Genomic DNA, 26517 nt, shown 5'->3' on the forward strand with positions numbered 1-26517 from the left:
GTTACGCCCTATGTCTTTCATTCATATAGTGGTATTTGCTTCAACCTCAGTGAATGAGTAATATCTTCAAACGTCGACCTTTATACCATATCTACAGCGTAACTTTAAGTCTCAGTACTGCTTAGATATATGGCGATTGGTTATAATGGCTATAACCAATCACGTATTCTATGCGTTATAGACCAGCGTGAAGCTCCGTGTTTTTGCCAGCTTAGCTAAGCTGGGCTTCAATCCAAGCCGGTAGCGCATTGATAACCGCTGCACTGTTACTAGATTTCGGTGCGCCGCCTTGTGCATAGTCAGGCTTACCGCCGCCTTTGCCGCCCAGCTCACCCGCCAAATGACGAATGATGTCACCGGCTTTCACTTTAGCAGTGACAGACTTCGCTACGCTAGCTGCTAGCGCTAACTGGTCATCTTTGTCACCAATCAATACAATGACGCTATCAGGCAGTTTTGACTTGATATCGTCCATCAGCGTACGAATCGATTTGCCATCGATACCGCTTAGGGTGCTGATAAGAACTGGCGTACCTGCGATGGTTTGCACATCATCGAGTAGGTTAGCAGCTTGTGCACTGGCTATTTTTTGCTGTAAGCGCTCTAGTTGTTTTTCTAGGTCGCGTTGCTTATCTGCCATGGTACGGACACGCTGAGCGACTTCAGGGCGTTTTACTTTGAGCTGACTGGCGAGCTCGCTTAATTGTTGTTCGCTTTGCTGAATGTTTTTGACCGCATTCATGCCAGTGACGGCTTCAATACGGCGGATACCAGCTGCAATACCTGATTCGCTAGTGATTTTGAGCACGCCAATATCACCAGTACGTTGTACATGCAAACCGCCGCATAGCTCGATAGAGAAGGGCTTGCGTTGACCATCAACGATAGTGTCTGTACCCATGGTCAGTACGCGAACGTCACTGCCGTACTTTTCGCCAAATAATGCCATTGCACCGTTTTTCATGGCGTCATCAATCGACATATTTTCAATACGAGCAGGAGTGTTGGCTTGGATTTGTTCATTGACGAGACGTTCGATACGGCTGATTTCAGCAGTACTAACGGGCTTGTCATAAGAGAAGTCAAAACGTAAGACTTCGCTTGAAACCAATGAGCCTTTTTGCGTGACCGCGTCGCCCAATACTTCTCTTAGCGCTGCATGCAATAGATGCGTGGCGGAGTGGTTTTTGGCACTGGCCGCACGGATGCTAGAGAGTACTTGTGCTTCAGCGGTTTGCTTAGTGCTAATGTCGCCCATGGTAACAACACCATAGTGAATGATGGCTTGCCCCGATTTTTTGGTGTCTTGGACTTCAAAGACGCCAGATGCGGTACGAATCTCACCAAGCTCACCGACTTGACCACCACCTTCAGCATAAAATGGGGTGCGATCTAATACCACAACGCCTTCCATACCTTCCGTCAAACTATCTGCTGGATTGCCGTCTTGATAAAGCGCGTCAACAATCACGCCATCTTCTTCAAGCTGCTCATAGCCGATGAATGTCGTTGGCGTTTCTACTTGAATGACGCTGCTGTAATCGACGTCGAATTTGCCAGCATCACGCGCACGCTCACGTTGTGCTTGCATATGCTCATCAAATTCCGCTTCATCGATAGCAATACCGCGCTCGCGAGTGATATCGGCGGTCAAATCAAGCGGGAAGCCATACGTATCATAGAGCTTGAAGGCTGCTTCACCAGAGAGCGTATCGCCATCTTTTAGACCTTCAAGTTCGCTGGCAAGCAAACGCAGACCTTGCGCCAAGGTTTTAGCAAACTGTGCTTCTTCTTTTTGAATGGCGTTTTCGATGACGCTTTGTTTGTCTTTTAGCTCAGGGTAGGCTATGCCCATTTCAGCCACGAGCGGCGCGACCATCTTGTAGAAAAAGTCACTATCAGCGCCCAGCTTATTGCCATGACGTACGGCGCGGCGAATCACGCGGCGCAGTACATAGCCACGCCCTTCGTTACTTGGCATGACGCCATCAGCGATTAAGAATGACACGGCACGAATATGATCTGCGATGACTTTTAAGGATGATTGCTGTTCATTATCAATCTCTAAAATCTCAGCAGCAGCATCCATCAAATGAGTGAATAAATCTATCTCATAGTTGCCATGCACGCCTTGCATGATGGCACTAATACGTTCAAGCCCCATGCCCGTATCGACACTTGGGGCTGGTAGTGGTAACAATGTACCGTCCTTTTGACGGTTAAACTGCATAAATACGCAGTTCCAAATCTCGATATAGCGATCGCCATCTTCTTCAGGCGTGCCAGGCAAGCCACCTTCGATATCGGCACCGTGGTCATAAAAGACTTCGGTACAAGGGCCACAAGGACCCGTGTCGCCCATCGTCCAAAAGTTATCAGAGGCATAAGGCGCGCCTTTATTATCGCCAATACGGATAATGCGCTCACTTGGAATACCGATGTTCTTATTCCAAATATCAAAGGCTTCGTCATCGGTTTCATAGATGGTGACATACAAGCGGTCTTTATCAATCGCTAGCCATTTATCTGACGTCAAAAACTCCCAAATGTATTCAATACCTGCTTGCTTGAAATAATCACCAAAGGAGAAGTTGCCAAGCATTTCAAAGAAAGTATGATGACGGGCGGTATAGCCGACATTATCCAAATCGTTATGTTTGCCGCCCGCTCTTACACATTTTTGTGAAGTTACCGCACGGGTATAGTCGCGTGGTTCCATGCCCAAAAAGGTTTCTTTAAACTGATTCATACCGGCATTGGTAAACAGCAATGTCGGGTCATTATGTGGAATCAAACTAGACGAAGAAACAGGGGTATGCTGCTTGCTTATAAAAAAATCGATAAAAGCTTGACGAATATCGGCTGAGCGAAATGGCTGGCTCACAGCGGCTCCTTACTGACGGATGGGATTAAAGATGGCTTTAACATAAAAAAGGATTAAATAATTTTGCAAGCGATTTTAGCACAAACGCCTAAGCTCTTGGTACAAGAGTTACAACTGCTGCGTTATTCTGCGTCTCTAGATATAGTCGATTCAATTTAAAAGTAGTACAAGGCAACCAAGTGTAGATGTATATCAAATACTTCGAGCGAGGTTAACGCAGTAACACTTTTATAGTGGAATGACTATAGTCGATGGTTTTGGTAGCGTATAAAAGCTAATTGGTCAAAATCGCCGCATCGGTCTTGTCGAGTTTGTCTTGTATCAATGGATCCGATTCAATGACTTGCACCGGCAAGTAGCGTAATTGTATTTTGATCGGTAAATAATCAGGGAAATTTTCCGCCATGTCTTGGGTAATAGCGGCTTCAATTTGGCGGACATCGTAGGAGCTTGGAGTGGTCTCGCCCCGAATAACAGCACGAACGATCTGGTTTTTCTCCGCCGTATCGAACTGGGTATTGGTCAGCACATTACCTTTGTCAATAAAGTAGCTATTGATCGCCTCTTTAACACTGCTTTCAAAGACTTGTTGCTTGGCATTGGTTTGTAGATTGATAGTCAGATAAGTACCCAATCCTGCTAACAACAGCAAAGTCACGGCATTACGTTGCAAAAAAGTTAGATAAGTATTGGATTTATAATCGTCCTTCACCAAACGGCGGAATCCTAAAACCCACAAGACAAGCGCATTGGTAAATTGGATCGCAATAATGTTGGTAATGGCTAACAGTAGAGCACCAAAGCCAAGCTGAATCTCACTATTGGCAAATAAAATACCACTGGCGGCAAGAGGTGGCACTAAGGCCGTGGCGACTGCCACACCCACGACGGCGACTGATAAATGCGGTGATACCATCGCATAAGCACCAGCAGTACCACCCGCTAAGGCAATCATTAAGTCCATGGAAGTGGGTTGGGTACGTGATAGGATTTCTGCCGTCAACGGTTGATCTTTATGCAGCCAACCAACGATGAAACCGACCAATACGACCAGTGAGATACCAGCAATAACCGTAATAAGCGACTTACGTAACAGCGGCGCGCGGTAGTCGATAATCGCTAGCGCCACTCCTGTGATCGGACCTAACATCATGGCGACCAACATCGCACCAATGACGACAGCGGCTGAATTGGTCACCAACCCGTAACTGGCGATGATGGCAGAAAGTATGTTCATGATGAAATACATTTTGCTGGGCAGCGCATTTGCTTCAATTCTGACGCGTACTTCTGGATAGTCTACCTTTTGATTATTAAACTGCTCAGCGACAAATTGCTTATAAGACTCTAGTTTGGCTTCTTTTTGTTCTTTGACTTCGTCCTTTTCCTCATCATCATTATCTTGCGCCTTTACAGCAGGGTCTTTATCTGGCTCAGCGTTGGCGTCATTGATGTTTTCTACATTCGTATTTTCTACGGACATGTTTTCGTCTGTCTTAGAATGAGTTGCATCTGCTGTCGGTTCATTATGACTGGCTTTGCTAGCAGTATTCAGCACCGCAGAATCTTTAGTATCTTCTGCTTCAACTGTGGCTTCATCGCCTAGCGTCTCCTGACCATTTTCAGTACCTTGCTTTTCTGCATTATCAGCATTTGACGCGCCAACTTCTGTTTTTTCCATGTCGGCAGATACTTGGGTTTCTGGCTCCGATGTTTCAACGCTCGCAACCACCACATTCGGTCCAAGCGATTCCATCGTTACTTTAGCTTCAGGAGGCTGTGCACCTAGATCTTTTTGCTCGATACCGTCTTGCTCAATGTCGCTTTCAGGATTCGTTGAATTTTCACTATTTAAAGCTTCACTATTTAAAGCTTCACTATTTAAAGCTTCACTATATACAGTTTCACTATATACAGTTTCATCAGTCACATTTGTATGAGCAACAGACTCTGATGCCTGTTGAAGGTCAATCTCGTCTGAGGCGTCTTTTGTCGTTGCTGACTCAACAGGTAACTGTTTATGAGGTAAGGTCATAGCGGAAAACTTTCTTAGAGAATGACAGAAAGTCACTATTGTAATGATAAATTTAGAAAAGCGTATAAGTTTTTTACGACTAGGCAGGCGGGAAATAAGCAGATATAAAATCAACTGATAGCTGATAAAAGCAATGTATTTTGCTATTTCTTGCAATGAATACTATTGTAGATAAATCCTTAATTATATTAGGGTCTTTATGCTAGGTCACCCGATATAACTGGCTTGAAGGTTTTAATTAAATACTTACTTTTTTTGTGGGTTTAGTGTATAAAGGTAGTATACCCACAACAAAAATAAGGAATAAGTTATGAACTGGCCATTATTTTCTGTCATCTATGCAATCGCCTCAACAGTTACCATTGGTGTCTTTATGATTGGCGCTTTGGTCACAGGGTTCAATCAGATACCCCATATCCAAATGGCAGTAGCAGCGGGTATTTTGTGCTCTATTCCTGCAGGGTTATTTTTCACCAAAAAAGTCGGCAGCATTACTGGTAACGAGGAAGGTTACAAAGTATAAGGCGCAGCACGATGGGCGATTCTAAAATTCCTTGACTATATTTTACATTGATATTTTTTCTGCTGATTTATAAACACTGTGTCAGTGTTTGGTCAAATTCAGCCATAAAAAAAGACCCTACCAAGAGGGTCTTTTTTGTTTAGTATTTCTGATTGCTTATTCAATCGACGAGTACGAGTGGTACATTCATCGTTAAGCCAGTTTAGTTGAGGACAACGGTTGCGCCGTTTTCGATATTGGCATAAACCTCTAACACATCCCAGTTGGTCAAACGTACACAACCTGCTGACCCTTGGCGACTGATACCTTCAGGTACTGGTGAGCCATGTAAGCCATAAGAAGGTTTAGACATTCCCATCCATACCACACCTACTGGATTGTTCGGTCCTGGCGGTAACATATGGATTTTCTTTTGAGCACCTTCGCCAACGGTTGCTTTATACCAAGGCATTTTGACTTTATTGATGATCTTAAATGTACCTTTTGGTGATGGTGTGGCATCACTACCAACGGTCGTTGGGTAAGTGGCAACCAGTTTGTCATCATTGTAAGCGTACAGCGTTTTGTCTGCTTTATTGGCAACCACGCGATTGATACGTTGATTGAGCTTTTCACGAGTATTCAATACAGTGATTGTCTCACCAGCGGTATACGTTTTATTTTTATTGAGCTTGTCTAAATAACGTACGTCCATATGGAAGCGTTCACCCAGCATCTCTTTGATATCTTGGTAATAAAGACCTTTCATTTTTGACTTTGCTTCTGAACCAGAAGGAGTGGCCGCGAAGTTGGTTTTTATGTCATCTTCAGTCAGCGTATAAGTCACTAGCACTGGCTTATTAGCAGCGATGTTTTTAACCAAGGCATTCCAAGTTTTTTGATCCATTTTCCCGGTTGCTGGCAAGCCTTTCATGGTTTGGAAATTGATCAGGGCTTTTTTGCTGTTCATACCCCAGCCGCCATCGATAGGACCAGGAGAAGCATGGTTCCAATCGAGCAATGCCTGCATCTTAATGGTCATCGCTGAGTTAACCTTCATGCTTGGTGACCAAACAGCATCGTTAACTTGTGTGGCGTAGTTGGACAAGTTTAGCGTGGTATATCTTTTGCCATCTTTGTCTTCGATGTTTTTGATGGTGGGGTCATCACTGAAGTCTTGACGTTTTTCGCTCTCAGGCAATTCAAAAGCTAAAGGGTCAGATGAGTCAATAGACGAGACATCGCTAGGGGCGGCAACGGCCTGACCTTCGCTCATATCATCAGTTCTGTCAGATTGCTCATCCTTACGGGTCAGCTCTTCTGCGCTTATGTTATCAGCAGTGACTGCTGACGGCTTAGTCTTTTGCTTTGAATCAATCAATTGTGTCATGCGGTCAGCTGGTTTTGCGGCAGTGACAGGAGCGCGACTCTCTTGCACATTAAGGCTGACTTTCTTGGCGATACTAGGCATTGAGTCAGCGGTGCGTACTGGCAATGTGCGAGTACTGTCAGCGGTGGCAGCAAATGCAGTAGCACTGGCGCTAACGACAACGATAGATATGGCAGTAATAAGCGGTTTTATTTTCATCATATTGAGTTACTTGTGGTTGCTACTAATGAAGCTATTATGCGCATAATTAATAAGCTTCGCAAACTTTTGACACATATTTTTATGTCCGTAGGGTGCTAAACGTCAACTGCTGACGTATTCACTACAGTTGGGCAATAATTTAGCCATGGTATGTATGAAGTTTTGCTGGATTTTAACGTAAGTCACTTGTTATATATGCTATTTTTTTTACACTAAAAAGCACAGTGATTGGCGCTATCTAGCGTTTGCGTCTATAATGGTTGGCTAGATTCTTATTTAATAAGTCAGCTCATTATAAAGAGCAATTTAACTTACCCGCATGTCGTCAGTGGACATGTAATCAGCAAGGTGCGATATGTCAGAAGACCAAACAATGAGCGCAGAAGAGTTTCAAAATCAGTACCTCAACGACGATGGTCTAGAGGGTGGTATGGTATTTGATTCAGAGACTGGGCTTCTCGGTGAAGACGATCAATTTGCCAATTTGCCTGCAGAGCTCGAAGAAGCACGCGAGCAGCTGGTCAGTATTCGCGATTTTATACGTTTTTCGGTTACTCAGCTTCGTAATTATGATGTGGTCGTGGCTCAAGGAACGACTGATGAGTTTGCTGAAGCATCGGCGATAGTATTGCATTCTTTGTCGTTAGATTGGTCGGCGAATGAGCAGATCCTAGACTGCCGGTTGACCACATCAGAGAAGCAAGTGGTACTGAGCTTGCTAGAAGAGCGTATCGCTGAGCGTAAGCCTTTGAGCTATTTGATTAATTTATCGTACTTTTGTGACCTGCCTTTTTATGTCGATGAGCGGGTTTTGATTCCGCGTTCACCTGTGGCAGAGCTGATTCGTCAGCAGTTCCATCCGTACTTTGATACCAATGAGCTGGCCAAGCCATTGGGTATGAATGTCAACGATCAGGCAACCGCTTTTTACGATCATGGTTTAGATATCAAGCAACTATCACAGCCTGAGCGTGTTTTAGACTTATGCACGGGTTCTGGTTGTATTGCGATTGCGCTTGCAACACGTTTCGTCGATGCCTTGGTCGATGCCGTGGATATTGATAAAGGTGCGCTTGAAGTGGCGATGGTCAATGTAGATCACCATGATCTTGGTCATCAAGTGAATGTGATTGAGTCGGATCTGTTTGCCAAGATTCCTGCTGAAAATCAATACGAGCTTATCGTTACCAATCCTCCGTATGTCGATGCTGCTATCATGGCAGATTTACCGCCTGAATTCTTATACGAGCCTGAGCACGCATTAGCGGCAGGTCAAGATGGACTGGATCTGGTACATCGCATTCTTTTTGAAGCACCAGATTACCTAAGCCCAGAAGGTCTACTTGTCTGTGAAGTGGGCGATAGCGAATGGGCACTAAAGCAAGCCTATCCTGAGATTCAGTTTGACTGGTTGAAGTTTGCTCATGGCGGTCATGGGGTGTTTGCGATTACCTATGATGAGCTAATGGCGCATCGTCAGCTGTTTGCTCCTTTTGTGCAGATGTTAGACAGTCATCAATAGGTCTAGACTGGCAGTCAATAATTATAAATAATGGGTCAAATTAGCATAAGTTGCGTTTACTTGTTTAAGGATAAATATGGCAGGCAATAGTATTGGGCAGGTTTTTACGGTTACCACGTGCGGTGAGTCGCATGGTGCTGGTCTCATGGCAATCGTCGATGGCGTACCACCGGGTTTAGCATTATCCGCAGAAGATTTACAGATTGATCTAGATCGCCGTAAACCGGGTACGTCTAAGTACTCAACCCAGCGCCGCGAGTCTGACGAAGTTGAGATTATCTCTGGTGTGTTTGAGGGTAAGACAACCGGCACGTCTATTGGCCTGTTGATTCGTAATACCAATCAAAAATCCAAAGACTATAGCGAAATTAAAGATACCTTCCGTCCCGGTCACGCCGATTATACTTATAGTATGAAGTATGGTTTTCGTGATTATCGTGGTGGCGGGCGCTCCTCAGCGCGTGAGACTGCGATGCGTGTGGCGGCAGGTGCTATCGCTAAGAAATATCTACAAGAACGCTTGGGTGTGCAAGTCCGTGGTCATGTCACCCAAATTGGCAATGAGTACAGCAATATTCTAAACCCAAGCCAAATCGATTGGGACTTTGTGAATAGCAATCCGTTCTTTTGCGCCGATGCCGATGCTGTCAGTCGCTTTGAGACTTTGATAGATAAACTACGCCGTGAAGGTACTAGCTGTGGCGCACGTTTAGAGATTATCGCCAGTGGTGTACCCGTTGGACTGGGTGAGCCAGTATTCGATCGTCTCGATGCAGATATCGCTCATGCTATGATGAGTATCAATGCGGTCAAAGGCGTTGAGGTCGGTGATGGTATGGCAGTCGCAGGGCAGTTTGGTCATAGCTCTCGTGATGAGCTGACGCCAGACGGCTTTACTGCCAATCATGCGGGTGGCATCTTAGGGGGTATCTCATCAGGACAAGATATCCGTGTCAGTATTGCACTTAAGCCAACCTCTAGTATTACCACCGCCGGCAAGAGTATCAACACGCAAGGTGAGTCGATCGATATGCTGACCAAGGGTCGTCATGATCCGTGCGTTGGTGTCCGTGCCACGCCTATCGCAGAAGCCATGCTAGCGATTGTGTTGCTCGATCATTACCTGCGTCATCGTGGTCAAAATGGCGATGTAAAGCAGCCGGTAGAGTCGATTACTTAGGGTGGTTTTTCAAATTATACCCTAGAGATTTAAGCCCTTGATTGCTTCTGATAATTTTATTAGAAACAACCAAGGGTTTTTTTGTGGAAGATTAAAAATGAGTGACTCAACAGGTAGGGCGCGATCAGCAAACTAATAATGTAATGGATTCACTTTGAAACAGATGCAGTGCGACTGGGATGAGTTTTTCGTAGCCTTAATAAGAGTTCTAAGCAGCTACTTGATAATCATCAACCGCCACACACTGCTGATGGCGAAACACCAAGAGTAATTGTTGACTGGGAATGGCCAACCAATGGCCGAATTCGATACTATCGATGCCTTGGTTCGATAAAGTCTGTGCGCAATGCTGACGATTGTAGCCTAAGCAATTTTTTATCATTTGGTTTTGGTTAGTAGATTTTTTCATAGCATTTCTATCCTTAGTTTTGATAACGAATTTGAATGACGCTATCGTAAAACAAGCAGATAGAAAACCTGTGTAGGAATGATGGAAGTTTAATGAATTGTCGTTATTAATCATTTTGTTTCTGAGTATAGAAAGTGAGCGCGTCTATTTTAGCCAAATATTTATTCTTTAGCTAAAGGCAAAGTAATACTGACCATCACGCCTGAATACTGCGTAATAGCAGCATTGCTTTCATTGCTTTCATTGATATTACTACTACTGTCATTACTATTTGCTTGAATATTCTTAATAGCAACCTGACCGCCATGATGTTCGATTACTTGTTTCACAAGAGTTAAGCCAAGTCCCGTCCCTTTTTTTGGCGTATTGCCAGACATGCTAGGCTGTGTTTGCTCAGTATCGGCAGTTGAACTTTTCTCTGTTGAAGATGTTGATAGAGGCTCTGATGTAGTATCAGTAGATTGACTCTGGTGCGATAAACTGAAATAACGGTCAAACGCTTTACCAACGGCATACTCAGGTAGTAACTTACCATTATTAAAGATATCAATAGTCACAGTTTGCGCAGAATTGTTTTGCGCGGTGCTGTGCAGATAAATAGCGACTGTGCTATCGGCAAAGTGGATGGCGTTATCCAATACGTTTTGCAGCACCTGTACCAACCAAAACTGGTCAGCGCAAACGCTAGTAGCTGTTAATACTTCTGCTGGTAAGTTCACAGTATCAGCAACTCGTTTATCATCAAGATAGATGTCGATAGGCGCTAGGTGCTGCTGTTGCAATTTAGCGGTATTGTTTTTTGCAAGAGTTTGCAATAACGGTAGTAGAGGTGTCAGCTGCCGATTCAGCTTAAAGCTGGGTTGTTCAACCTTAGCAAGTAATAGCAAACGGTCAATTAATTGCTGCATTTTGATACTTTGTTCACCAATGGATTGGATGAGCATCTGTCGGTCTTCCTCATCAAGCCCGTCGTCTTCTAGCAACTCACTGCTGGCGCGGATAGCAGTTAAGGGGCTTTTGAGCTCATGGGTGAGGGTATGGACATAGTCGGTGACATAGGCACGATTTTCCAACCGATGCTTCATGGATTCGATGGTATTTGTTAGGCTGTTAAGCTCATGACCTAAGTAAAAATAGGGCTTTTTGGTATCCTCTGCCAGCGCACTGGTATATTGGGTAACCAAGGTAATGCTTTGCTTAAGCCACCATGCCACCAGTCCTGCTAATATAAGAGCAGCAATACTCATGAGCAGTGCTGTGATAAGCATGCGATTGCGCGTATTGTCCAAATACGGCAACACGCTCGCGACAGGCTTGCCGACGCTGACGATACCAATCAGGTTGCCAGCGTTATTTTTTATCGGCTGCGCCACATACATGACCGTACCATCGCGCTGACTATGATCTCGTGTCGTACTTCTGGCGCCATATTGACCTTTTAACGTTAAATAAACATCGTTCCAGCGACTATAATCTCGTCCTTCATCATTGTCGGGTTCAGGCAAAGAGTCATATATGACGACGCCTTTAGCATCCGTTACGTATATCCGAAAGCTGCTATAATTTTTGTTTTTATACTCAGGCTCTTGAGTTTCGCCAATTACTGGCATGCCAATAAATGCCGCATCAAGTCTTCTTTGATAGGCATCATCGTATAGCTGCCCTGAAGACAGTGGCATCTGTAAACTTGCCGCCAGCAATTTGCTGGTATCTAATAACGTGTCTTCGATGACTTGCTGTGCCGTCGGTTTGACATAACCAAACAGCTGAGTAAATGCGACCACACCGCAGATAATCAACACCAACGCCAACGTAAGCCAAATCCTAAAAAAAATACTCAAATTCAGCAGTCGTTTTGGTTTAGTCGTTTGCTGCGCGGTGCCAATGGGATGCAGTTTTGCATACCAATTGCTTTGGCTGGCATCAATGCTATTGTCAGCTTTGTTATTAATATGAGTATTAGGGCGGCTATTAGCGCTATCACTGGTTTTATGATTCATATTTTTAGGTATGCTATTTGACGTTATAGAAGATCGATTTTAATCAAAATATGGCTATATAGTTGATACTAAATAAAATGGGTACACGACATGATGATGCGTGACTGGCACAAACTTTTCTTGCTTGCTGTGCCTACGCAGACAGAGGCTACGAAAAATTTATACCAGTCACGCTGTCCCTTTTTTATATTGACCTGACTATAGTTAGTTATGACTAAGCGGGACATAATGCGTAACCCAATCCACGATGAGTATGAATGACCTCAATGCTCGCGTCGACAGTGGCCAGCTGCTTACGAATGGACTTGATATGACTGTCTATGGTTCTGGCCAAGCGATGATCAGGGTAGTCGCTCACAGCGCTGAGTAATTGCTCACGGCTAAAGACTTGATTGGGTGCTTGCAATAATGTCAGCAAAATTTTGCGCTCGGTATTGCTGAGCTCCAGCTTTTGCTCTTGCCACATCAAGGAGTAATTGAGCGGTTGGTAATGCCAAACGCCAGATTGACATTCAAACGTCAATGCGTGCCCTGACATACTGTTCGATGAAGCACGGTTAGTGGTATTATCAGTGGCTGTGGTATGAGTAGCAGATTGCTTAGACAGTAATTGCTCACGTCGCCAAATGGCTTTTAGACGGGCAACCAACTCGCGCGGGCTAAAAGGCTTGGCACAATAATCATCACCGCCCATCTCTAAACCCAAAATTCTATCAACCTCGTCGCTACGAGCCGTCAAAAATACGATAGGGATGTCTTTTAAGCCATCGATATCAGGGGTGTGCCGTATTTGTTGGCAGAGGCTGAGACCATCACCATCTGGCAAGCCAACATCTAAAATAATCGCCGATAGATCTTGCGCCTCAAGGTTATGAAGCATTGGTAACACGCTGCTCGCATTGTCTAGCCAAGTGATTTTCCAGCCTTCACGTTTGCAAGTAACTTTGAGTGACATCGCAATAGCAGGATCGTCTTCTACCAGTAAAATATGGGTCATAGTTTCTATATCGTTTTATAATTTTAGTAAATTATCGTAGCACAAAACAGCAGCCTGCTCTTGCTACCACTATCCAAACAGTGTGAAAACTTGATGGAAAAGCAGGGTATTGAGCAAATGGTTCTTATCCAATGATGCTGATACAACCAATGAAAAATAAAAAACCAGCTTAACAATAATTAAGCTGGTATTGGGCGTGTCTTAATATTAGACACTTAGATAAGAAGAAGTAATCAAATGAGTCTATTTTAAGCCTTTGCAGTTGGCATAATAACTCACTGTAGCAGGCCAATCTGAAAAGATGCCTTGGACACCGACGTCTTGTGCCAACACATCGATATAATTCATCATATCACCATCATTATTGATAGCCTCGCCAAGACCACTATAATACCAGTCACCGCCATTTGCCAGTGGACCTGAACGCTCTATTGACCACGTAATGATTTTTAGGTCATTGGCTTTTGCTTGTTTTGCATAGGCTGACGGTATCATTTTTCCATTGTCATCCGTTGTGACTAATAGCCAAAGTGCTGGCGCAATGATGTTAATGCCACGGGCTTTGATATCAGCCAAGGAGTGCTTCCATGTCGTCGCATCATCTTTATCAAACGTTTTGTTTTCAGCGGTTTCATTACTGTCATCGATGAGATAAACGGCATTGGCACCATAAGCTGGCTCATTCTTTATCCAGTAATCAAGGTCTTCTATATTGAATGACTGCGCAAATACATCGTTTGCAGGCACACCCGCTGCCTTATAAGTCTCTATGAGCTGCTGGCGGTAATCGTCTAAACGATAACCATTGAACGGCATGGTCACTGCGGGCGCTTTTAGCTCAGGCGTGTGCTTCATACCCAGTTGGCGTGCCAATGCGATATGCTCTTTCAAAGTCAATACCTTGCCATTTTGCGAGTACAAGTCTGTTCGCCAAGGCGCAGTCGCATTCATATATTCATCGATACTGGTCGCTTTTTTATTCGCGGCATCCATTTTCCCTGTGAGGGTCTTGAACTCATTTGCGCTAATGTCTGATGTGCGACATTCAATGCTGTCAGCATTGGTCAGCACACCGTTGGCGTCGATAATTGGCGGCACGGTGCACTGTTTGGCCAGCGGGGTAGCAAGAATATTAGTAGTGGTATGCAGATCGTCTTGTGCATGGCGGCAGACCAGCTCACCGTCATTGGTAAAAGCCACGTCACATTCCAAGATACCTGCGCCCATTTGTGCTGAGGCAACATAGCTATCATAAGTGTGTTCAGGCAGTTGTAATGGCGCACCTCGATGCGCGATAGAAAAGTTCGTTTTGCTAGGTACTTGTGCTTTGCAAGCCATCAGCTCTTCTTTTAATGGGCTCTCATCCATATCATTGATCAAATAAAATGGACGAACACCGTAGCTATAGGCGAGCGGTGAGGATGGTTGTGTCGCCAACGGAGTGGTTCTTGCTTGGCTGTCCTCCGTGCAACCTAACATGGATAGTGAGCTGATGATAACCAAAGGTAAAGCAAGATTGATTGTTTTAAACGTACGTTTATCCAGTTTAAGCACTGAATTATTAAAGATTGTCATGTAAACTGTTCCTGTAAAATTACAAAAATAATCCCATTAGTTGTATCAATAGGTATCGAAAAAATCGTCGCTCATTGTTTGTCAAGAGTAGCATTAAGTCGTAAGAACTTATCATCAATGTGCGCATGATGACCATTTTTTGTTCGGTGTCTTATTATTGACCATGTTTCTAGAGTAACAGACGATGTTGAAGATATGATGACACACACGTTATTTGAGTAAAAAAAATATAGAAATGCTTAGGGCATATCCCACTACAGTATTAAGGATAAATATGAGTAACTATTTAGATGCAGTCATTGTTGAACATAACCCTTCTCAAAAAAAGATAGATCGCGCTGTCATTTGGTTGCATGGCTTGGGTGCCAGCGGCCATGATTTTGAGCCAGTAGTACCGCAGTTAGAATTGGCTAATGATATGGCAGTACGCTTTATCTTTCCACATGCGCCTAAGCGCCCAGTGACCGTGAATGGCGGCATGGTGATGCCAGCATGGTACGATATTTTAGAGATGAGCCTTGAGCGCAAAATCGATGTGGCTCAAATTGAAGAGTCTGCCCAGCAGATTAATGATTTAATCAGCCGCGAGATGGAACGCGGTGTTGCTCCTGAGCATATTGTGATTGCAGGATTTTCGCAGGGCGGGGCAGTGGCTTATCATGTGGCACTCGGCTATCCGAAGCGCTTGGCTGGCTTAATGACGCTCTCTACGTATTTAGCAACCAATGACAACATTAGTTATAGTGCTGCTAATAAAGACATGCCAATATTGATTGAACATGGTACTCATGATCCGGTGGTTCCTGTGATCTTAGGCGAGCAAGCGCAGCAGCTTTTATCAGCAAAAGATTATAATGTGTCTTATAATACCTATCCAATGGCACATCAGGTATGTATGCCACAAATTCAAAATATTGGTAAATGGTTAAATAAAGTATTGGCTTAGAGAACTGAACTGAACTGTAACGTAACGTAATGTAATGAGGGTGTTTTATAGGTTGAAAGTTGGCACTTAATTCCTATATAATATTCGACCTTATTGGGGATGTTCTGGCTTCGACGCTGGTGATGAAACTCAATGATGCATGTCGAGAGTATATGTCCTCTCGTTAATCCAACATATATTGTTATAGTCGCAAACGACGAAAATTACGCTCTAGCAGCTTAAACCCAGTTTACTTGGTTTAACCCTGTTTACTTAGTTGCTGATCACCTACAGTTGGTCAACTAAGTTGAAGCGTCCGCATGTAGGCTCGCCACAAGGGATTGTCTCAATCGCTTGGGTTCAAAAGTAGAGAATCGGCTAATCCATCCTGACTGTCGGATCGGTGCAGACTAAAATTAAAGACAGAAACTAAACATGTAGATTCATGAGCGTAATGCTGGCGGACGCGGGTTCAACTCCCGCCATCTCCACCAAATATTTTAAATGAAGTCAGTCACTTAGGTGGCTGACTTTTTTATGGCATGATTTTGTTATTAGCTTTCCTGATTAGCATATGTAAGCTCAACCATATCAGCTATAGACAGTGGTTACTTGGAGGAGTTTAGTTGATTCGGTGTAATGGATATTTTTCATGATGGTCAGATTTTAAATCTATATACCGTCTGACTATTACCAACCGCAAACGCAGTTTTACATTTCCTGTCTTAAAAAATAGCCCTCTATCTTATAGGATATATTAACAAAGCACGACCTACCAAGCATGCAAATGAATGCTGGTTGATGGTCATAAAGTCAGGCGCGCTAACGTATATTATAATTGAGGTCAGGGATATATCCATGTTTGATATCAAGTCATTTTTTAAAAGAGAAGTAGAGAAAAAACTCATCAATGTAGACGATTATATTTTTATGCCTGAGCGAGTAGAGATGGAGCTGGAGGGCGGATTATTAAATTGTGTACTCAACAGTGATGGTCGAGTCGATATTTTTTATAGTAAGCAAGGTGTGACAGAGGTCAGCTCGGCATCGCGTAAGCATCCCTTTACGGCATTCGAAACCGAACTATGTCATGGTGTTTATGATGACGTTATTAATGATTTGATCAAAGAAGTAGACAAGATTATCGATGGCTCTTCTAAGTATTTTAGTCGCAGTAAAATACTGCCTTTTACAGCAGCTCTGTCACAGAGTCCAGTTGACAAAAACAAGTTCTAAGCCAAAGTAATAAGCCAAAGTAATAAGCTGAGAGGAGTGGATGGTACAAAGGCTCAGCAATAAAAAGGGTGCGTTATTTATAACGCACCCTTTTTATTGTTTTCTACTCTCAACGAACATTACTTTAATGCTTTAAATATCTGTAGCACTTAACGATACTTATATTTTCATCCCGACTGCTTTATTTGCAGCAGCTAAAGCAGAGACGTTGGTGATAGGACGAGATTGACTGCCTTCAACCAAGTGATTGGTCTTCGTCTGAGTATACAGCCCTTTGGCAAAGCGAGTACTGTCATCGCGCTCAGTCAGTGTATCCGTATAATACCAATCGCACTGGCAGGCCTGCTCGGTGATATCAAGTAGCATATATCCATGATCGGTTTGATTGTTAAACTTCTGGTGGGGATTAGCCTCTGCTCCATTGTCATTTTCAGGGAAGGCAAGCGAAGTCAGAGCAGGGCAAACGAACTCGACAGCCAGCGACCCTGCACCAGTATTTGGGTTGTAGCTGCTAGCATCGAATGGGTTTTTACAGACATCAAAAGCGAAAGAAGCATGGTAATCGCCAGTCAGCACGACGGTGTTATCGATATTGTTGTCTTCAATAAAATTGAGCAGACGATCGCGCGCACTGGCGTAGCCATTCCAAATATCTCCGGAGTTGGTCGCAGATGCACCTTTAAACGGCGCTAAAATGACTTGTTGTCCCAGTATTTGCCATGTCGCATCGCGGCGTTTACCTTCTAGCATATTTAGATAGAGCCAGTTTTCTTGCTCAAGTCCAAGCAGTTGGCGCTCAGGCTCATTACTGGCTGTCGCATCTAGCTTTTCACGGCCAAATATACGCGTGTCTAACATATTTAAATCGAACAATTTACCAAATTCAAAGCGTCGATAAATCCGCAGCTGACTGTCGAGCTCGTTGCTGCTATCGTCACGGATAGGCATCCACTCGTGATAGGCGCGAACCGCTGACATTTTGCGCTCTATATAGCTGCCTTTACTTTCAGTATGGAACCGAGCACCACCCTTCCATGAGTTGTCTGCGATCTCATGATCATCCCAAACAGCGATAAAGGGATGTTGGCGATGACATTCTTGCAAGTCAATATCAGTGCGATAGCAGGCATAACGCAGGCGGTAATCTTTTAAACTGATGATTTCATTCTTTGGGTCTATCGGACGCTCTTCTATCAAGGATTGATCGCGATAAAAGCCCTCTGGATACTCATAGATATAGTCACCTAAATGCAACACGGCTGATATATCTGCTTGTTTAGCGATATCTGCATAGCCATTAAAATAGCCATAACCATAATTAGAGCAGGAAACCACTGCTAAGCGCACGCGTTCTACTTCGCTGGCTGGCAAGTCTGCATTGGGTATCGTGCGCGTGCGACCGATAGGGGATGTATAGCCTAAAGCTTCAAAAGCGTAATAGTAAGTGGTATTAGGTTGGGGAAGTTTTGGGTCGACTTTGACCGTAAAGTCAGACTCTGAGGTGGCCAATGCTCTGCCGCTAGCGACAATGTTTTTGAGCTCTGGATCTGTCGCGATGACATATCCGACTGGAATGCTAGTGGCACTGATACTGCCGTCATTGGTGATTCGTGTCCACAGTATCACTCGATCATGCAAAGGGTCACCGCTGGCGATACCATGTACGAAAGGTGCTGCACCTTGATAACCTAAATCGTCTACCTTATCTAAGGTATTTGAATTGGTTGAGTCATCGTCTGATGAGCAAGCACTTAGCTGGGTCAACAAAGTACCTGCTACGGTCACCTGACCGCCTAGTTTTATAAACGCACGTCTTTTCATCTATCATCCTTGATATTGGTTAAAAATAAAGTCCATTTGTAGTCGGTTCAAGATAACTGGGGTATAAGAGAGATAAGTCAAAGTAATGCCAGTAGTAGACGGAGTGAGCCTAATACCGTATCCGATTTATACGAGATTGACTATATTCTTAATAATTTATATGAATAAGCTGGGTTAAGCAATCGCTAACCCAGCTTATGTTCATTCCAAAAATACAAAGCGTTTTAATTTATTTGGTGAAATTTGCATAACACGTTTGTAGAGATTTGGCGACGACTCTAGTTACCAACTGTGTGCGATACTGTGTGTCTATCGCTGCATTACCCAATTCAACGATGGTCACTTGCTGCGGGGCTTGCTCACTGACACAGCCACAGACATTGCTTTTTATGGCTTCTTCTTGCGTGTCAGTCATGGCTACACTGGCAATGCGCCAAGCGCTTTGATTTTCAATCTGACTACGGCATTGATTATCAACCGCTGCTTTAAATACGTTCATACCGATATTATTTGCTGTACCAATCGCATTGCCAGCATTAGTATTCATACCGTCCGTCGTTGTGCAACCCGCTAGGGCAAAAGTAGCAAGCATAGCCGTTGAGATTAAGATTTTTTTCATAGGTTAGTCCTTTAAAGTGTCAGCGCTATTTAAAACTGTATATTATCAGCAAAACCTAATAATGACACCATTAACTATACCGTATATGATTTTAGAGGATTCACTCTGTTAATCCAGCCATGCATAAGGATGATAATACGTATAGGCTTTATAACCAATGTATCCAATAATCATCAGTAAACTACCCACGATAAATAACCAGGTAGTGATGTGTTTATACGAAAATTCATCAAAACTATCATTAAATGTTGCAGAAATACTAGCGATGAAAAGCATGATGCAACCCAACAGTAGCATTACTGTTGACGTGAACTCATAACCATCTATTCTAAAATGTGGCATGTAATAATCTACGTATAAAATTCATCTTAATGTAACGAGTTTTATAGATAAGAGAGATGAAATTTACATGGAGTATTTATGTAGTAAATTCACTATAAAAGTTCGTATTGTCGACCCACTTGGATCTGACTATGCACAGAGAAGTGATTCAAAATATATTTTAACTAGGGGTAAAATGTCATATGAATCGTAAGTTACTTATTTTCTGTGTCTTAATTGCTTTGATACCCAGCCTGTTTTTTATAAGAAGTGTATATGTGATGTCTGATTATCATATAGAGCAGTGTCATTGGAAAGGCTCTGGATCAAAAGTCATGGGAGATGGATTTAGTTTTGATAACGATGTTCGGCTCGAAGATGGGGTAATTCTCATGGATAAGCAACCAGCGGCAAAAATAATGGTTAGAAAATATCGTCCTTATGCAGATAACATTATTATAATTAGTGATATAGAGTATTCTGAGTTAGAGATGTATTATGAAAAAGGCTGTCATTAAATTGAGAAATTAAACCCATATATGCGTAACTAAGCACAAAAAAACCAGCTAAGACAATGCGTCTTAGCTGGTTTTACTTTATAGAGCTACTCTCTATTGTTTAATAGAGTTAGACATTCTTACCGTGTTGCTTTTGCTGAATGTCTTTTGCCAATTTGTAGCACTCTTCGATATGATCATTCGCGATTTTTTTGAAAATCATATAGCCCATTGTGGCAGCAACCATTTGACCACCTAACGGGATGAATTTCGTGACTTGCTTGGCAGCGATACGACCGCCGAAGCCTTGTACGGTTTTTTTGACGATACCGCGCGTTGCCATTAATCCTGCAAAATCGACAGTACGATCTTTTAGAGCGCCCCAATGAATCGCGCGTGACTCTAGGTCAACTGCTGATTGACGTCCTTCAATCAAGCCAAAGCGTTCACTGATTTCTGGCAATAGCTGAGTAAGCATGCCCGCATCCACAGCGACATCAAAAAATGGCACAGGAATGATGGCGACACCGGCAGAATATTTGGCGCGTTTTTTGACCAGCTTTTGGCACTCTTTTTTGACTGTTTCCAAATCTAGGCTAGGATCGATGGTATTTGGTAGTTTTTCAGCGGTTGGTGTGGTTTTCATAACGCATCCTTATAAATAGTTAAAATAAAAAAATCAGATTAAAAGTCTCAATAGATAGCAAGTCTCTCAGTTGGTTACTATTTTATGGATTTATAAGAGGCATACAATCATTGCTTTGTAGCAAAATGCAGAAAAATACAGTCACTATGCACCGTTTTTGTAAATGCGCAGTTATGTGCGCTAGACAGGTAAGCATGGATAACTTGATTTATGCAGGCAGTAAAGTATGATTTATTGCAATGTAATGCAATAAAAAACGATATACCGAGACATTATAAATTACCATTGTGACCCTTTGCTAAAGCCAGTAGAATAGCCTCATGCTAAATTTAACCCCCCGTTATACCAGCACTCGCATCGACGAGTTGCCCACCGCGTTGCAACCACTTGCTGCCCAATCATTAACGCTCGCTCGCTTATATGCAGCTCGCGGTATTACCCAGCCCGATGAGCTTGAGACTGGCCTGTCAGGTCTATTGCCTGCAGAGATGCTGCATGGCGTCACAGAAGCAGTGCGTCTATTAGACGTGGCTATCGATGACGGTCAGCGTATCCTTATCGTGGGCGATTTTGACTGTGATGGCGCGACCAGTACCGCGCTGATGATGCGTGCACTCACAAAAATGGGCGCAGTCGTCGACTTCCTAGTACCAGATCGCTTTAAATACGGTTATGGTCTGACGCCAGAGATTGTCGAATTAGGCATTAAGACGTATCAGCCAGAGTTGATTGTCACCGTAGACAACGGTATATCAAGTCATGAAGGCGTGGCACGTGCGCAGGCCGATGGCATCACTGTGATTATTACGGATCATCATCTGACGACCAAAGAGACGCCACCTGCTGAAGCGGTGGTCAATCCCAATCAGCTCGACTGTAACTTTACCAGCAAAGCGCTCGTAGGGGTCGGCGTGGCATTTTATGTGCTCGGACGCTTAGCCAAGCTGCGCCGTGAAGCCGATAAATCTACCGTGCAAGTCAGTCAGTATTTGGATTTGGTGGCGCTAGGAACAATTGCTGACGTTGGTGTGCTGGATAAGAACAACCGCATCTTAGTGCATCATGGGCTAGCGGCTATCCAGCAAGGGCGTTGCTGTCTGGGTATATTGGCACTGCTTGAGCAAGCGGGCCGTGATCCTAAGAAGATGCAGGCGCAAGATTTTGGTTTTGTATTAGGACCTCGCATCAATGCTGCTGGGCGCATGGATAATATGCGCATCGGTATCGAGTGTTTGTTGACCGAAGACTGGAGTACGGCGCAGCGCTTGGCGCAAGAGCTTGAGCAGCTAAACCGTACCCGTCGTCACGTAGAAGGTGAGATGCGCGCGCAAGCGGATAGCATCGTACAAGCATTAGCTGCTACTAATAACGATAATGATGCTGACGAAAGCGGCGATACTATTATTCAGCATAACACTGAGAGACAAGCTGTTAATAATCAAGATCGCAGCATTATTTTGTATCAAGATGACTGGCATCAAGGTGTTATCGGTATCGTCGCTGGACGTTTAAAAGAAAGTCATTATTTGCCCAGTATCGTTTTTGCGCCAGCAGATACAGAGCGTACAGGTGACGACGATGCTATCAAAGGTTCGGCGCGGTCTATCGCTGGCGTGCATATTCGTGATGCGATTGAACTAGTTGCTGAGCGCCATCCTGACCTAATCAGCCATTTCGGTGGTCATGCGATGGCAGCAGGTCTGACCTTGAAGCGTCGCAACTTTGAGGCATTTGCCACAGCGTTCAATGACGTCATGGCACAGATGGACGATGACGTATTTGCAGAGCAGAAGTTCACTGATGGAGCGTTGCAGGCGAGCGACTTTAGCTTGTGGTTTGCTGAGCATTTGGCCAATGCCAGTATTTGGGGTCATGGCTTTGCACCGCCGATATTTGATGGGGTATTTGAAGTATTAAGCTTTAAGGTATTAAAAGACAAACACCTTAAACTGTCGCTGCGTTATCCTGATGTGCAGTATCCGATTGAAGCGATTTATTTTAACTTCGATAGCGAGGCATGGGACTATCGTGCCGAAAAAGTGCACGTGTTATTTCAATTGGATATTAATGAATGGAATGGCAAACAAAGTCTGCAACTGATGGTAAGGGACTTAGCAGTCGTTAATGAATAAGGATGTTACCTTATTTTAAGACTACGAAAAGACAATAATAAGGCGTCAACTGTGTTTAAGGTTGACGCTTTTTTAATATTGGCATTGTAGGGCGTGTCTTCATTTCAGAAATGGCGATAAAAATGAGATAAATTGCCGTCAAACAAGAAAAATAGCGTAGATAATATCGGGATATTAACAAGCTATTTGACGATGTTTGGCAAGATTTAGCCATTTTTAGCCCATTTAGATGACTATCGAGTGAATTGAAGACACGCCCTAGGGTTTAATACTTCCATTCAAGAGCAGGAAACTGCCAATCGTAGCGAATGGCGAGCATTCTTAACGTAAAAATCGTAGTCATGGCAGAGATGTCAGCAATCCAATCCGCCACGCCTAAATTGTGCAGGGCAAAGTATAGAATGCCGCCTGTTAAGGCTGCGGTGATATAAATCTCTTGCTGTAGCACCAGCGGAATCTCATTGCAAATCATATCGCGGATGATACCGCCGACAATAATAGTAATCACCCCAAGCAATAAGGCCACAGGCACATTGGCGCCCATGCTATCGGCAACCTTGATACCAATCAAGGTAAAGGCTGACAGACCAATGGTGTCGGAGAGCTTGAGAAATCTATCGACGCGTCTTGAATTAGGACGGAAAAATATTTGTGTCGCTAATGAGCAGAAGGTAATGACGGTCAGGTAGCTCATATCTACCATCCAAAACAGTGGATGACGATCCAAAATTACATCACGGACGGTGCCGCCGCCGATAGCGGTCACGATTGATACCAACAAGCAGCCAAAAACGTCGAATTTTTTGTGTTTTGCTAGGATGGTCCCTGAGATACTACAAGCCACAATGCCGATCATGTCAAACAAGTAGAGCAAAGAACGCGGGTCGAACGTCGTGATCAGTACCGTAGGGTCCAATGCGATAGCCAACATGTGCGAATCTCAGTAAGTTTTTATGATGATTGGCTAAGCATTATAAGCGAATATAAGAGAGGTTGCTTTTTAAACAATCCAAATCCGTCTTATTTAACCAAGCGAATAGAAGGCAGGTGCCAATCAAAGCGCAACGCTAACATCCGTACTGCAAAGATAACGCCCAGCATAATAAATTCATTTAATCCAGCATCCATACCCAAACTGTCAAGCAGCAAATAAGTGACCGAGCCTACAATACTCGCAGAGATATAAATCTCGCGCTGGAGCACCAGCGGTATCTCATTACAAATAATATCACGTAGCATACCGCCAATAATGGCTGTCCAAACACCCATCATAATGGCAATCACGGGCGACATATCTTGGGTCAATGCTATTTTGAAACCAATAACGCTAAAGGCGGCTAGTCCAATGGCATCAAAGAGTTTGAGCGCGTTATCGATCTTGTGATACAGATGAAAAAATATCTGTAGGATAAGGGAGGTGACGGTGATGACAATCACATAGTTAAGATCGGTCATCCAAAATAGCGGATGGCGATCTAGCGCCATATCGCGTAGCGTACCACCGCCAATGGCATTGACCATCGAAACTAAGATGCAGCCAGCAATATCGAAGCCTTTATGTTGGGCGAGCAAAGTACCGGCGATAGCACAAGCAATCACACCAACCATATCGAGCAAATACAGCAGAATATCAGGAAAAATAAAATTATTCATCATAGCGTTATTTGGTCTCACCCATCTTTGGCAAATAGTACCAGTCCCAACATAATCAGCCCAATACCGACCAACCCCAATGTGGAAGGTATCTCGTTGTTGAGCAATAATATACCGCCTATCAAGGCAAATATCACCTCGCTGGCTTGGGTAGAATCAACGCCCGCAACCTCACTTGAGATAACCGCTTGCTCACGTGCATACAAAAATATGGTGGTCGCTGCCACACCCGCCAATAGAGCAACGAGTAACGTATTAAATATTTGTGAGACTTGCGGTTGATCAGGGCGCACTATAATGCCTAAAAACATCCAAAAGGGCAAACTCCCGAGCGTCATTAGCCATACTTTATTAAAGGCATTTTGCAGCAGCGTGGTTTCGATAGAGGGAATACGAGCAATTAGGTTTTGTAAGGATGATGTTGCCGTCTCACTTTTATATGTACGATCGATATCGGTAGCATCATATGTGGCAGCTGGTAAATCATAGGCTTCAGATATGAGTGGCTCATTACTATTGAGATTGTCTCGTTGAGCCTTTAACGCCGCTGCTTTTTGTAGATGGGTATTACGCTGGCGAGCATTATGAGACGCTTGCCAAACCAATTGATTACCAATGGGATAGCTAAAAGCGGCGATGAGAGCAGGTAAGGCGCCATAGAGCAGCATATCAGACATGGGGGCGGCATCAGCATCGACTATGGCCGCCGCGTGCAATCCTTCGCTGACATTGACCAGTACCACACCGATAAAGACAATAACGGCATAGACGATGAACTTTTTATCAAAACGTTGGCCAAATGCCAGTAAGACGAGCAGGCTAGTCACGACGGTAAACATAAAGGTGGCTGCTACCACCCAACCGGCGACATGGTCGGCGGCATAGCAAATACCCGTATAAAATAGCCCAAATCCGATACTGCCAGTCATGCACCAAAAACCCCAGTGCTGAAAAAAAATCGCTGTCAGCGCTTTAATACGACCAAAACCATGCTGCATCACGATAACAGCGGTGATAATCAACCACATAAAGACATAGCGGAGACTGGCTGACCAAAACCAGTGACCGCCTGCATCACTCATCAGCTCGTTTAAAATAAAAGTGGAACTAAAGAACGCACCCGCCAACAAGCCGAGTAAAATGAGTTTGACCATCCCTGAATCCTTACCGTTGGCTATATGTCCGTTCGTTTAGTGATTTTTACCTGCTTTTTTGTGGGCTTTTCTATTTACCTTTAGCATCTGCCCAAATGATTTTGTGCAATTGTAATTGAAAGCGGACAGGCAAGGCATCAGCCAGCATCCATTCAGCAAGTTCTCGTGCTAAAACAGGTACGTCAGGGCTAAGCTGTTCATCGATATCATCGGCGACGTTAAACATCGGAGAAAACCAAACGGTTCCGACCAATTCATTTAGCTTATGCTCGATCAACATGGCTTGCGCCCAGTCGTAATCTTTACGGTTCATGATGACAAACTTGATTTGGTCATGCTGAGTAAGATGGTCCAAATTTGACCATAAGTTTTTATCGACCTCGCCTGAGCTTGGTGTTTTAAGATCCATCACCTTGCTGACCGCTGTTGGTACGTTTTCTACCGTGAGCGCGCCTGCGGTTTCAAGGGATATCTCATAATCATCGCTCAGCAAACGTTTCATCAATTCAATGGCATTCGGCTGTGCTAATGGCTCGCCGCCAGTCAGACAAATACGCTTGCAAGGATAAGCTTTTATGGTTTCTATAATGGTCTCTAACGACTGACGTTCGCCGCCCGTAAAGGCATATTCGGTATCACAATAGACACAGCGCAGCGGGCAGCCAGTTAGACGCACAAATATCGTCGGCAAGCCTGACGTTATCGCCTCACCTTGCAAAGAGTAAAAAATTTCAGTCAGACGTAATCCTGCTTCAGGATCAGTGACAGGAATAGCGGCGGTGCGTAATGGTGATTCACTCATAATATGTCAAATACAG

Annotated in this window: 21 protein-coding genes and 1 other RNA gene; 8 read left to right on the forward strand and 14 right to left on the reverse strand. The window is 43.9% G+C overall.

Annotated features, from left to right (window positions below):
• Positions 1–211: 211 nt before the first annotated feature.
• Both alaS and RH96_RS07705 read right to left on the reverse strand, forming a co-directional pair.
• A complete protein-coding gene (alaS, locus tag RH96_RS07700) occupies positions 212–2884 on the reverse strand; it encodes an alanine--tRNA ligase (protein WP_010199429.1) in 2673 nt (890 codons plus the stop codon).
• Positions 2885–3158: 274 nt separating this feature from the next.
• Entirely contained in the window at positions 3159–4919 is a 1761-nt protein-coding gene (locus tag RH96_RS07705; RefSeq protein ID WP_010199431.1) for a DUF389 domain-containing protein, read from the reverse strand.
• A 310-nt stretch (positions 4920–5229) separates the two neighbouring features.
• On the opposite strand from RH96_RS07705, the gene RH96_RS07710 reads away from it, so the two are divergent.
• Positions 5230–5442, forward strand: a complete 213-nt coding sequence (locus RH96_RS07710) for a hypothetical protein (RefSeq protein ID WP_010199435.1) — start codon at positions 5230–5232, stop codon at positions 5440–5442.
• A 202-nt stretch (positions 5443–5644) separates the two neighbouring features.
• Here the strand turns inward: RH96_RS07710 and RH96_RS07715 are convergent, their stop codons facing one another.
• Positions 5645–7012, reverse strand: a complete 1368-nt coding sequence (locus RH96_RS07715) for a L,D-transpeptidase family protein (RefSeq protein WP_010199437.1) — start codon at positions 7010–7012, stop codon at positions 5645–5647.
• A gap of 355 nt (positions 7013–7367) precedes the next feature.
• Between RH96_RS07715 and prmB the strand changes: the two genes are divergently transcribed.
• Entirely contained in the window at positions 7368–8534 is a 1167-nt protein-coding gene (gene prmB / locus RH96_RS07720; RefSeq protein ID WP_010199439.1) for a 50S ribosomal protein L3 N(5)-glutamine methyltransferase, read from the forward strand.
• A 76-nt stretch (positions 8535–8610) separates the two neighbouring features.
• Positions 8611–9714, forward strand: a complete 1104-nt coding sequence (aroC, locus tag RH96_RS07725; RefSeq protein ID WP_010199441.1) for a chorismate synthase — start codon at positions 8611–8613, stop codon at positions 9712–9714.
• Positions 9715–9922: 208 nt separating this feature from the next.
• On the opposite strand, the gene RH96_RS07730 is transcribed toward aroC, so the two are convergent.
• The 4 genes from RH96_RS07730 to RH96_RS07745 form a co-directional block, all read right to left on the reverse strand.
• Complete coding sequence (locus tag RH96_RS07730) at positions 9923–10123, reverse strand: hypothetical protein (RefSeq protein WP_010199444.1); 201 nt, start codon at positions 10121–10123, stop codon at positions 9923–9925.
• A 161-nt stretch (positions 10124–10284) separates the two neighbouring features.
• The gene (gene creC, locus RH96_RS07735; protein WP_010199446.1) at positions 10285–12123 is read right to left on the reverse strand and encodes a two-component system sensor histidine kinase CreC; all 1839 of its coding nucleotides are present in this window, start codon (positions 12121–12123) and stop codon (positions 10285–10287) included.
• 214 nt (positions 12124–12337) lie between these two features.
• Positions 12338–13120 carry a response regulator gene (locus RH96_RS07740; RefSeq protein WP_010199450.1) on the reverse strand — a complete coding sequence of 261 codons (783 nt, stop codon included), beginning with the start codon at positions 13118–13120 and terminating at the stop codon, positions 12338–12340.
• Between the two features lie 243 nt (positions 13121–13363).
• Entirely contained in the window at positions 13364–14695 is a 1332-nt protein-coding gene (locus RH96_RS07745; protein WP_010199452.1) for a glycerophosphodiester phosphodiesterase family protein, read from the reverse strand.
• A 274-nt stretch (positions 14696–14969) separates the two neighbouring features.
• Between RH96_RS07745 and RH96_RS07750 the strand changes: the two genes are divergently transcribed.
• From RH96_RS07750 to RH96_RS07755, 3 genes are all read left to right on the forward strand, one after another.
• A complete protein-coding gene (locus tag RH96_RS07750; RefSeq protein ID WP_010199455.1) occupies positions 14970–15641 on the forward strand; it encodes an alpha/beta hydrolase in 672 nt (223 codons plus the stop codon).
• 95 nt (positions 15642–15736) lie between these two features.
• Positions 15737–16114: a transfer-messenger RNA gene (gene ssrA / locus RH96_RS14755) on the forward strand.
• A gap of 364 nt (positions 16115–16478) precedes the next feature.
• Positions 16479–16856, forward strand: coding sequence for a hypothetical protein (locus tag RH96_RS07755; RefSeq protein WP_010199460.1), 378 nt, complete (start codon positions 16479–16481; stop codon positions 16854–16856).
• Between the two features lie 159 nt (positions 16857–17015).
• Here RH96_RS07755 and RH96_RS07760 read toward each other — a convergent pair whose 3' ends face one another.
• Both RH96_RS07760 and RH96_RS07765 read right to left on the reverse strand, forming a co-directional pair.
• Positions 17016–18677, reverse strand: coding sequence for an alkaline phosphatase D family protein (locus tag RH96_RS07760; protein ID WP_010199463.1), 1662 nt, complete (start codon positions 18675–18677; stop codon positions 17016–17018).
• Between the two features lie 229 nt (positions 18678–18906).
• Positions 18907–19296 carry a hypothetical protein gene (locus RH96_RS07765; protein ID WP_010199466.1) on the reverse strand — a complete coding sequence of 130 codons (390 nt, stop codon included), beginning with the start codon at positions 19294–19296 and terminating at the stop codon, positions 18907–18909.
• A 524-nt stretch (positions 19297–19820) separates the two neighbouring features.
• Here RH96_RS07765 and RH96_RS07775 point away from each other — a divergent pair.
• Positions 19821–20135, forward strand: a complete 315-nt coding sequence (locus RH96_RS07775; RefSeq protein WP_010199472.1) for a hypothetical protein — start codon at positions 19821–19823, stop codon at positions 20133–20135.
• 109 nt (positions 20136–20244) lie between these two features.
• Here RH96_RS07775 and RH96_RS07780 read toward each other — a convergent pair whose 3' ends face one another.
• Positions 20245–20760 (reverse strand): hypothetical protein, encoded by a 516-nt coding sequence (locus tag RH96_RS07780; RefSeq protein WP_010199475.1) that lies wholly within the window; start codon positions 20758–20760, stop codon positions 20245–20247.
• 320 nt (positions 20761–21080) lie between these two features.
• Here RH96_RS07780 and recJ point away from each other — a divergent pair, with 320 nt between their 5' ends.
• A complete protein-coding gene (gene recJ, locus RH96_RS07785; RefSeq protein ID WP_010199478.1) occupies positions 21081–22892 on the forward strand; it encodes a single-stranded-DNA-specific exonuclease RecJ in 1812 nt (603 codons plus the stop codon).
• 265 nt (positions 22893–23157) lie between these two features.
• Here recJ and RH96_RS07790 read toward each other — a convergent pair whose 3' ends face one another.
• The 4 genes from RH96_RS07790 to queE all read right to left on the reverse strand — a co-directional run bounded on the left by RH96_RS07790 (position 23158) and on the right by queE (position 26501).
• The gene (locus tag RH96_RS07790; RefSeq protein WP_010199481.1) at positions 23158–23823 is read right to left on the reverse strand and encodes a trimeric intracellular cation channel family protein; all 666 of its coding nucleotides are present in this window, start codon (positions 23821–23823) and stop codon (positions 23158–23160) included.
• An 89-nt stretch (positions 23824–23912) separates the two neighbouring features.
• The gene (locus RH96_RS07795) at positions 23913–24548 is read right to left on the reverse strand and encodes a trimeric intracellular cation channel family protein (protein WP_026037224.1); all 636 of its coding nucleotides are present in this window, start codon (positions 24546–24548) and stop codon (positions 23913–23915) included.
• A gap of 14 nt (positions 24549–24562) precedes the next feature.
• Positions 24563–25699, reverse strand: a complete 1137-nt coding sequence (locus RH96_RS07800; RefSeq protein WP_010199485.1) for a multidrug resistance efflux transporter family protein — start codon at positions 25697–25699, stop codon at positions 24563–24565.
• Between the two features lie 70 nt (positions 25700–25769).
• Positions 25770–26501 (reverse strand): 7-carboxy-7-deazaguanine synthase QueE, encoded by a 732-nt coding sequence (gene queE / locus RH96_RS07805; protein WP_010199488.1) that lies wholly within the window; start codon positions 26499–26501, stop codon positions 25770–25772.
• Positions 26502–26517: the final 16 nt, after the last annotated feature.

It is taken from the genome of Psychrobacter sp. PAMC 21119 (assembly GCF_000247495.1).
Taxonomy (GTDB): domain Bacteria; phylum Pseudomonadota; class Gammaproteobacteria; order Pseudomonadales; family Moraxellaceae; genus Psychrobacter; species Psychrobacter glaciei.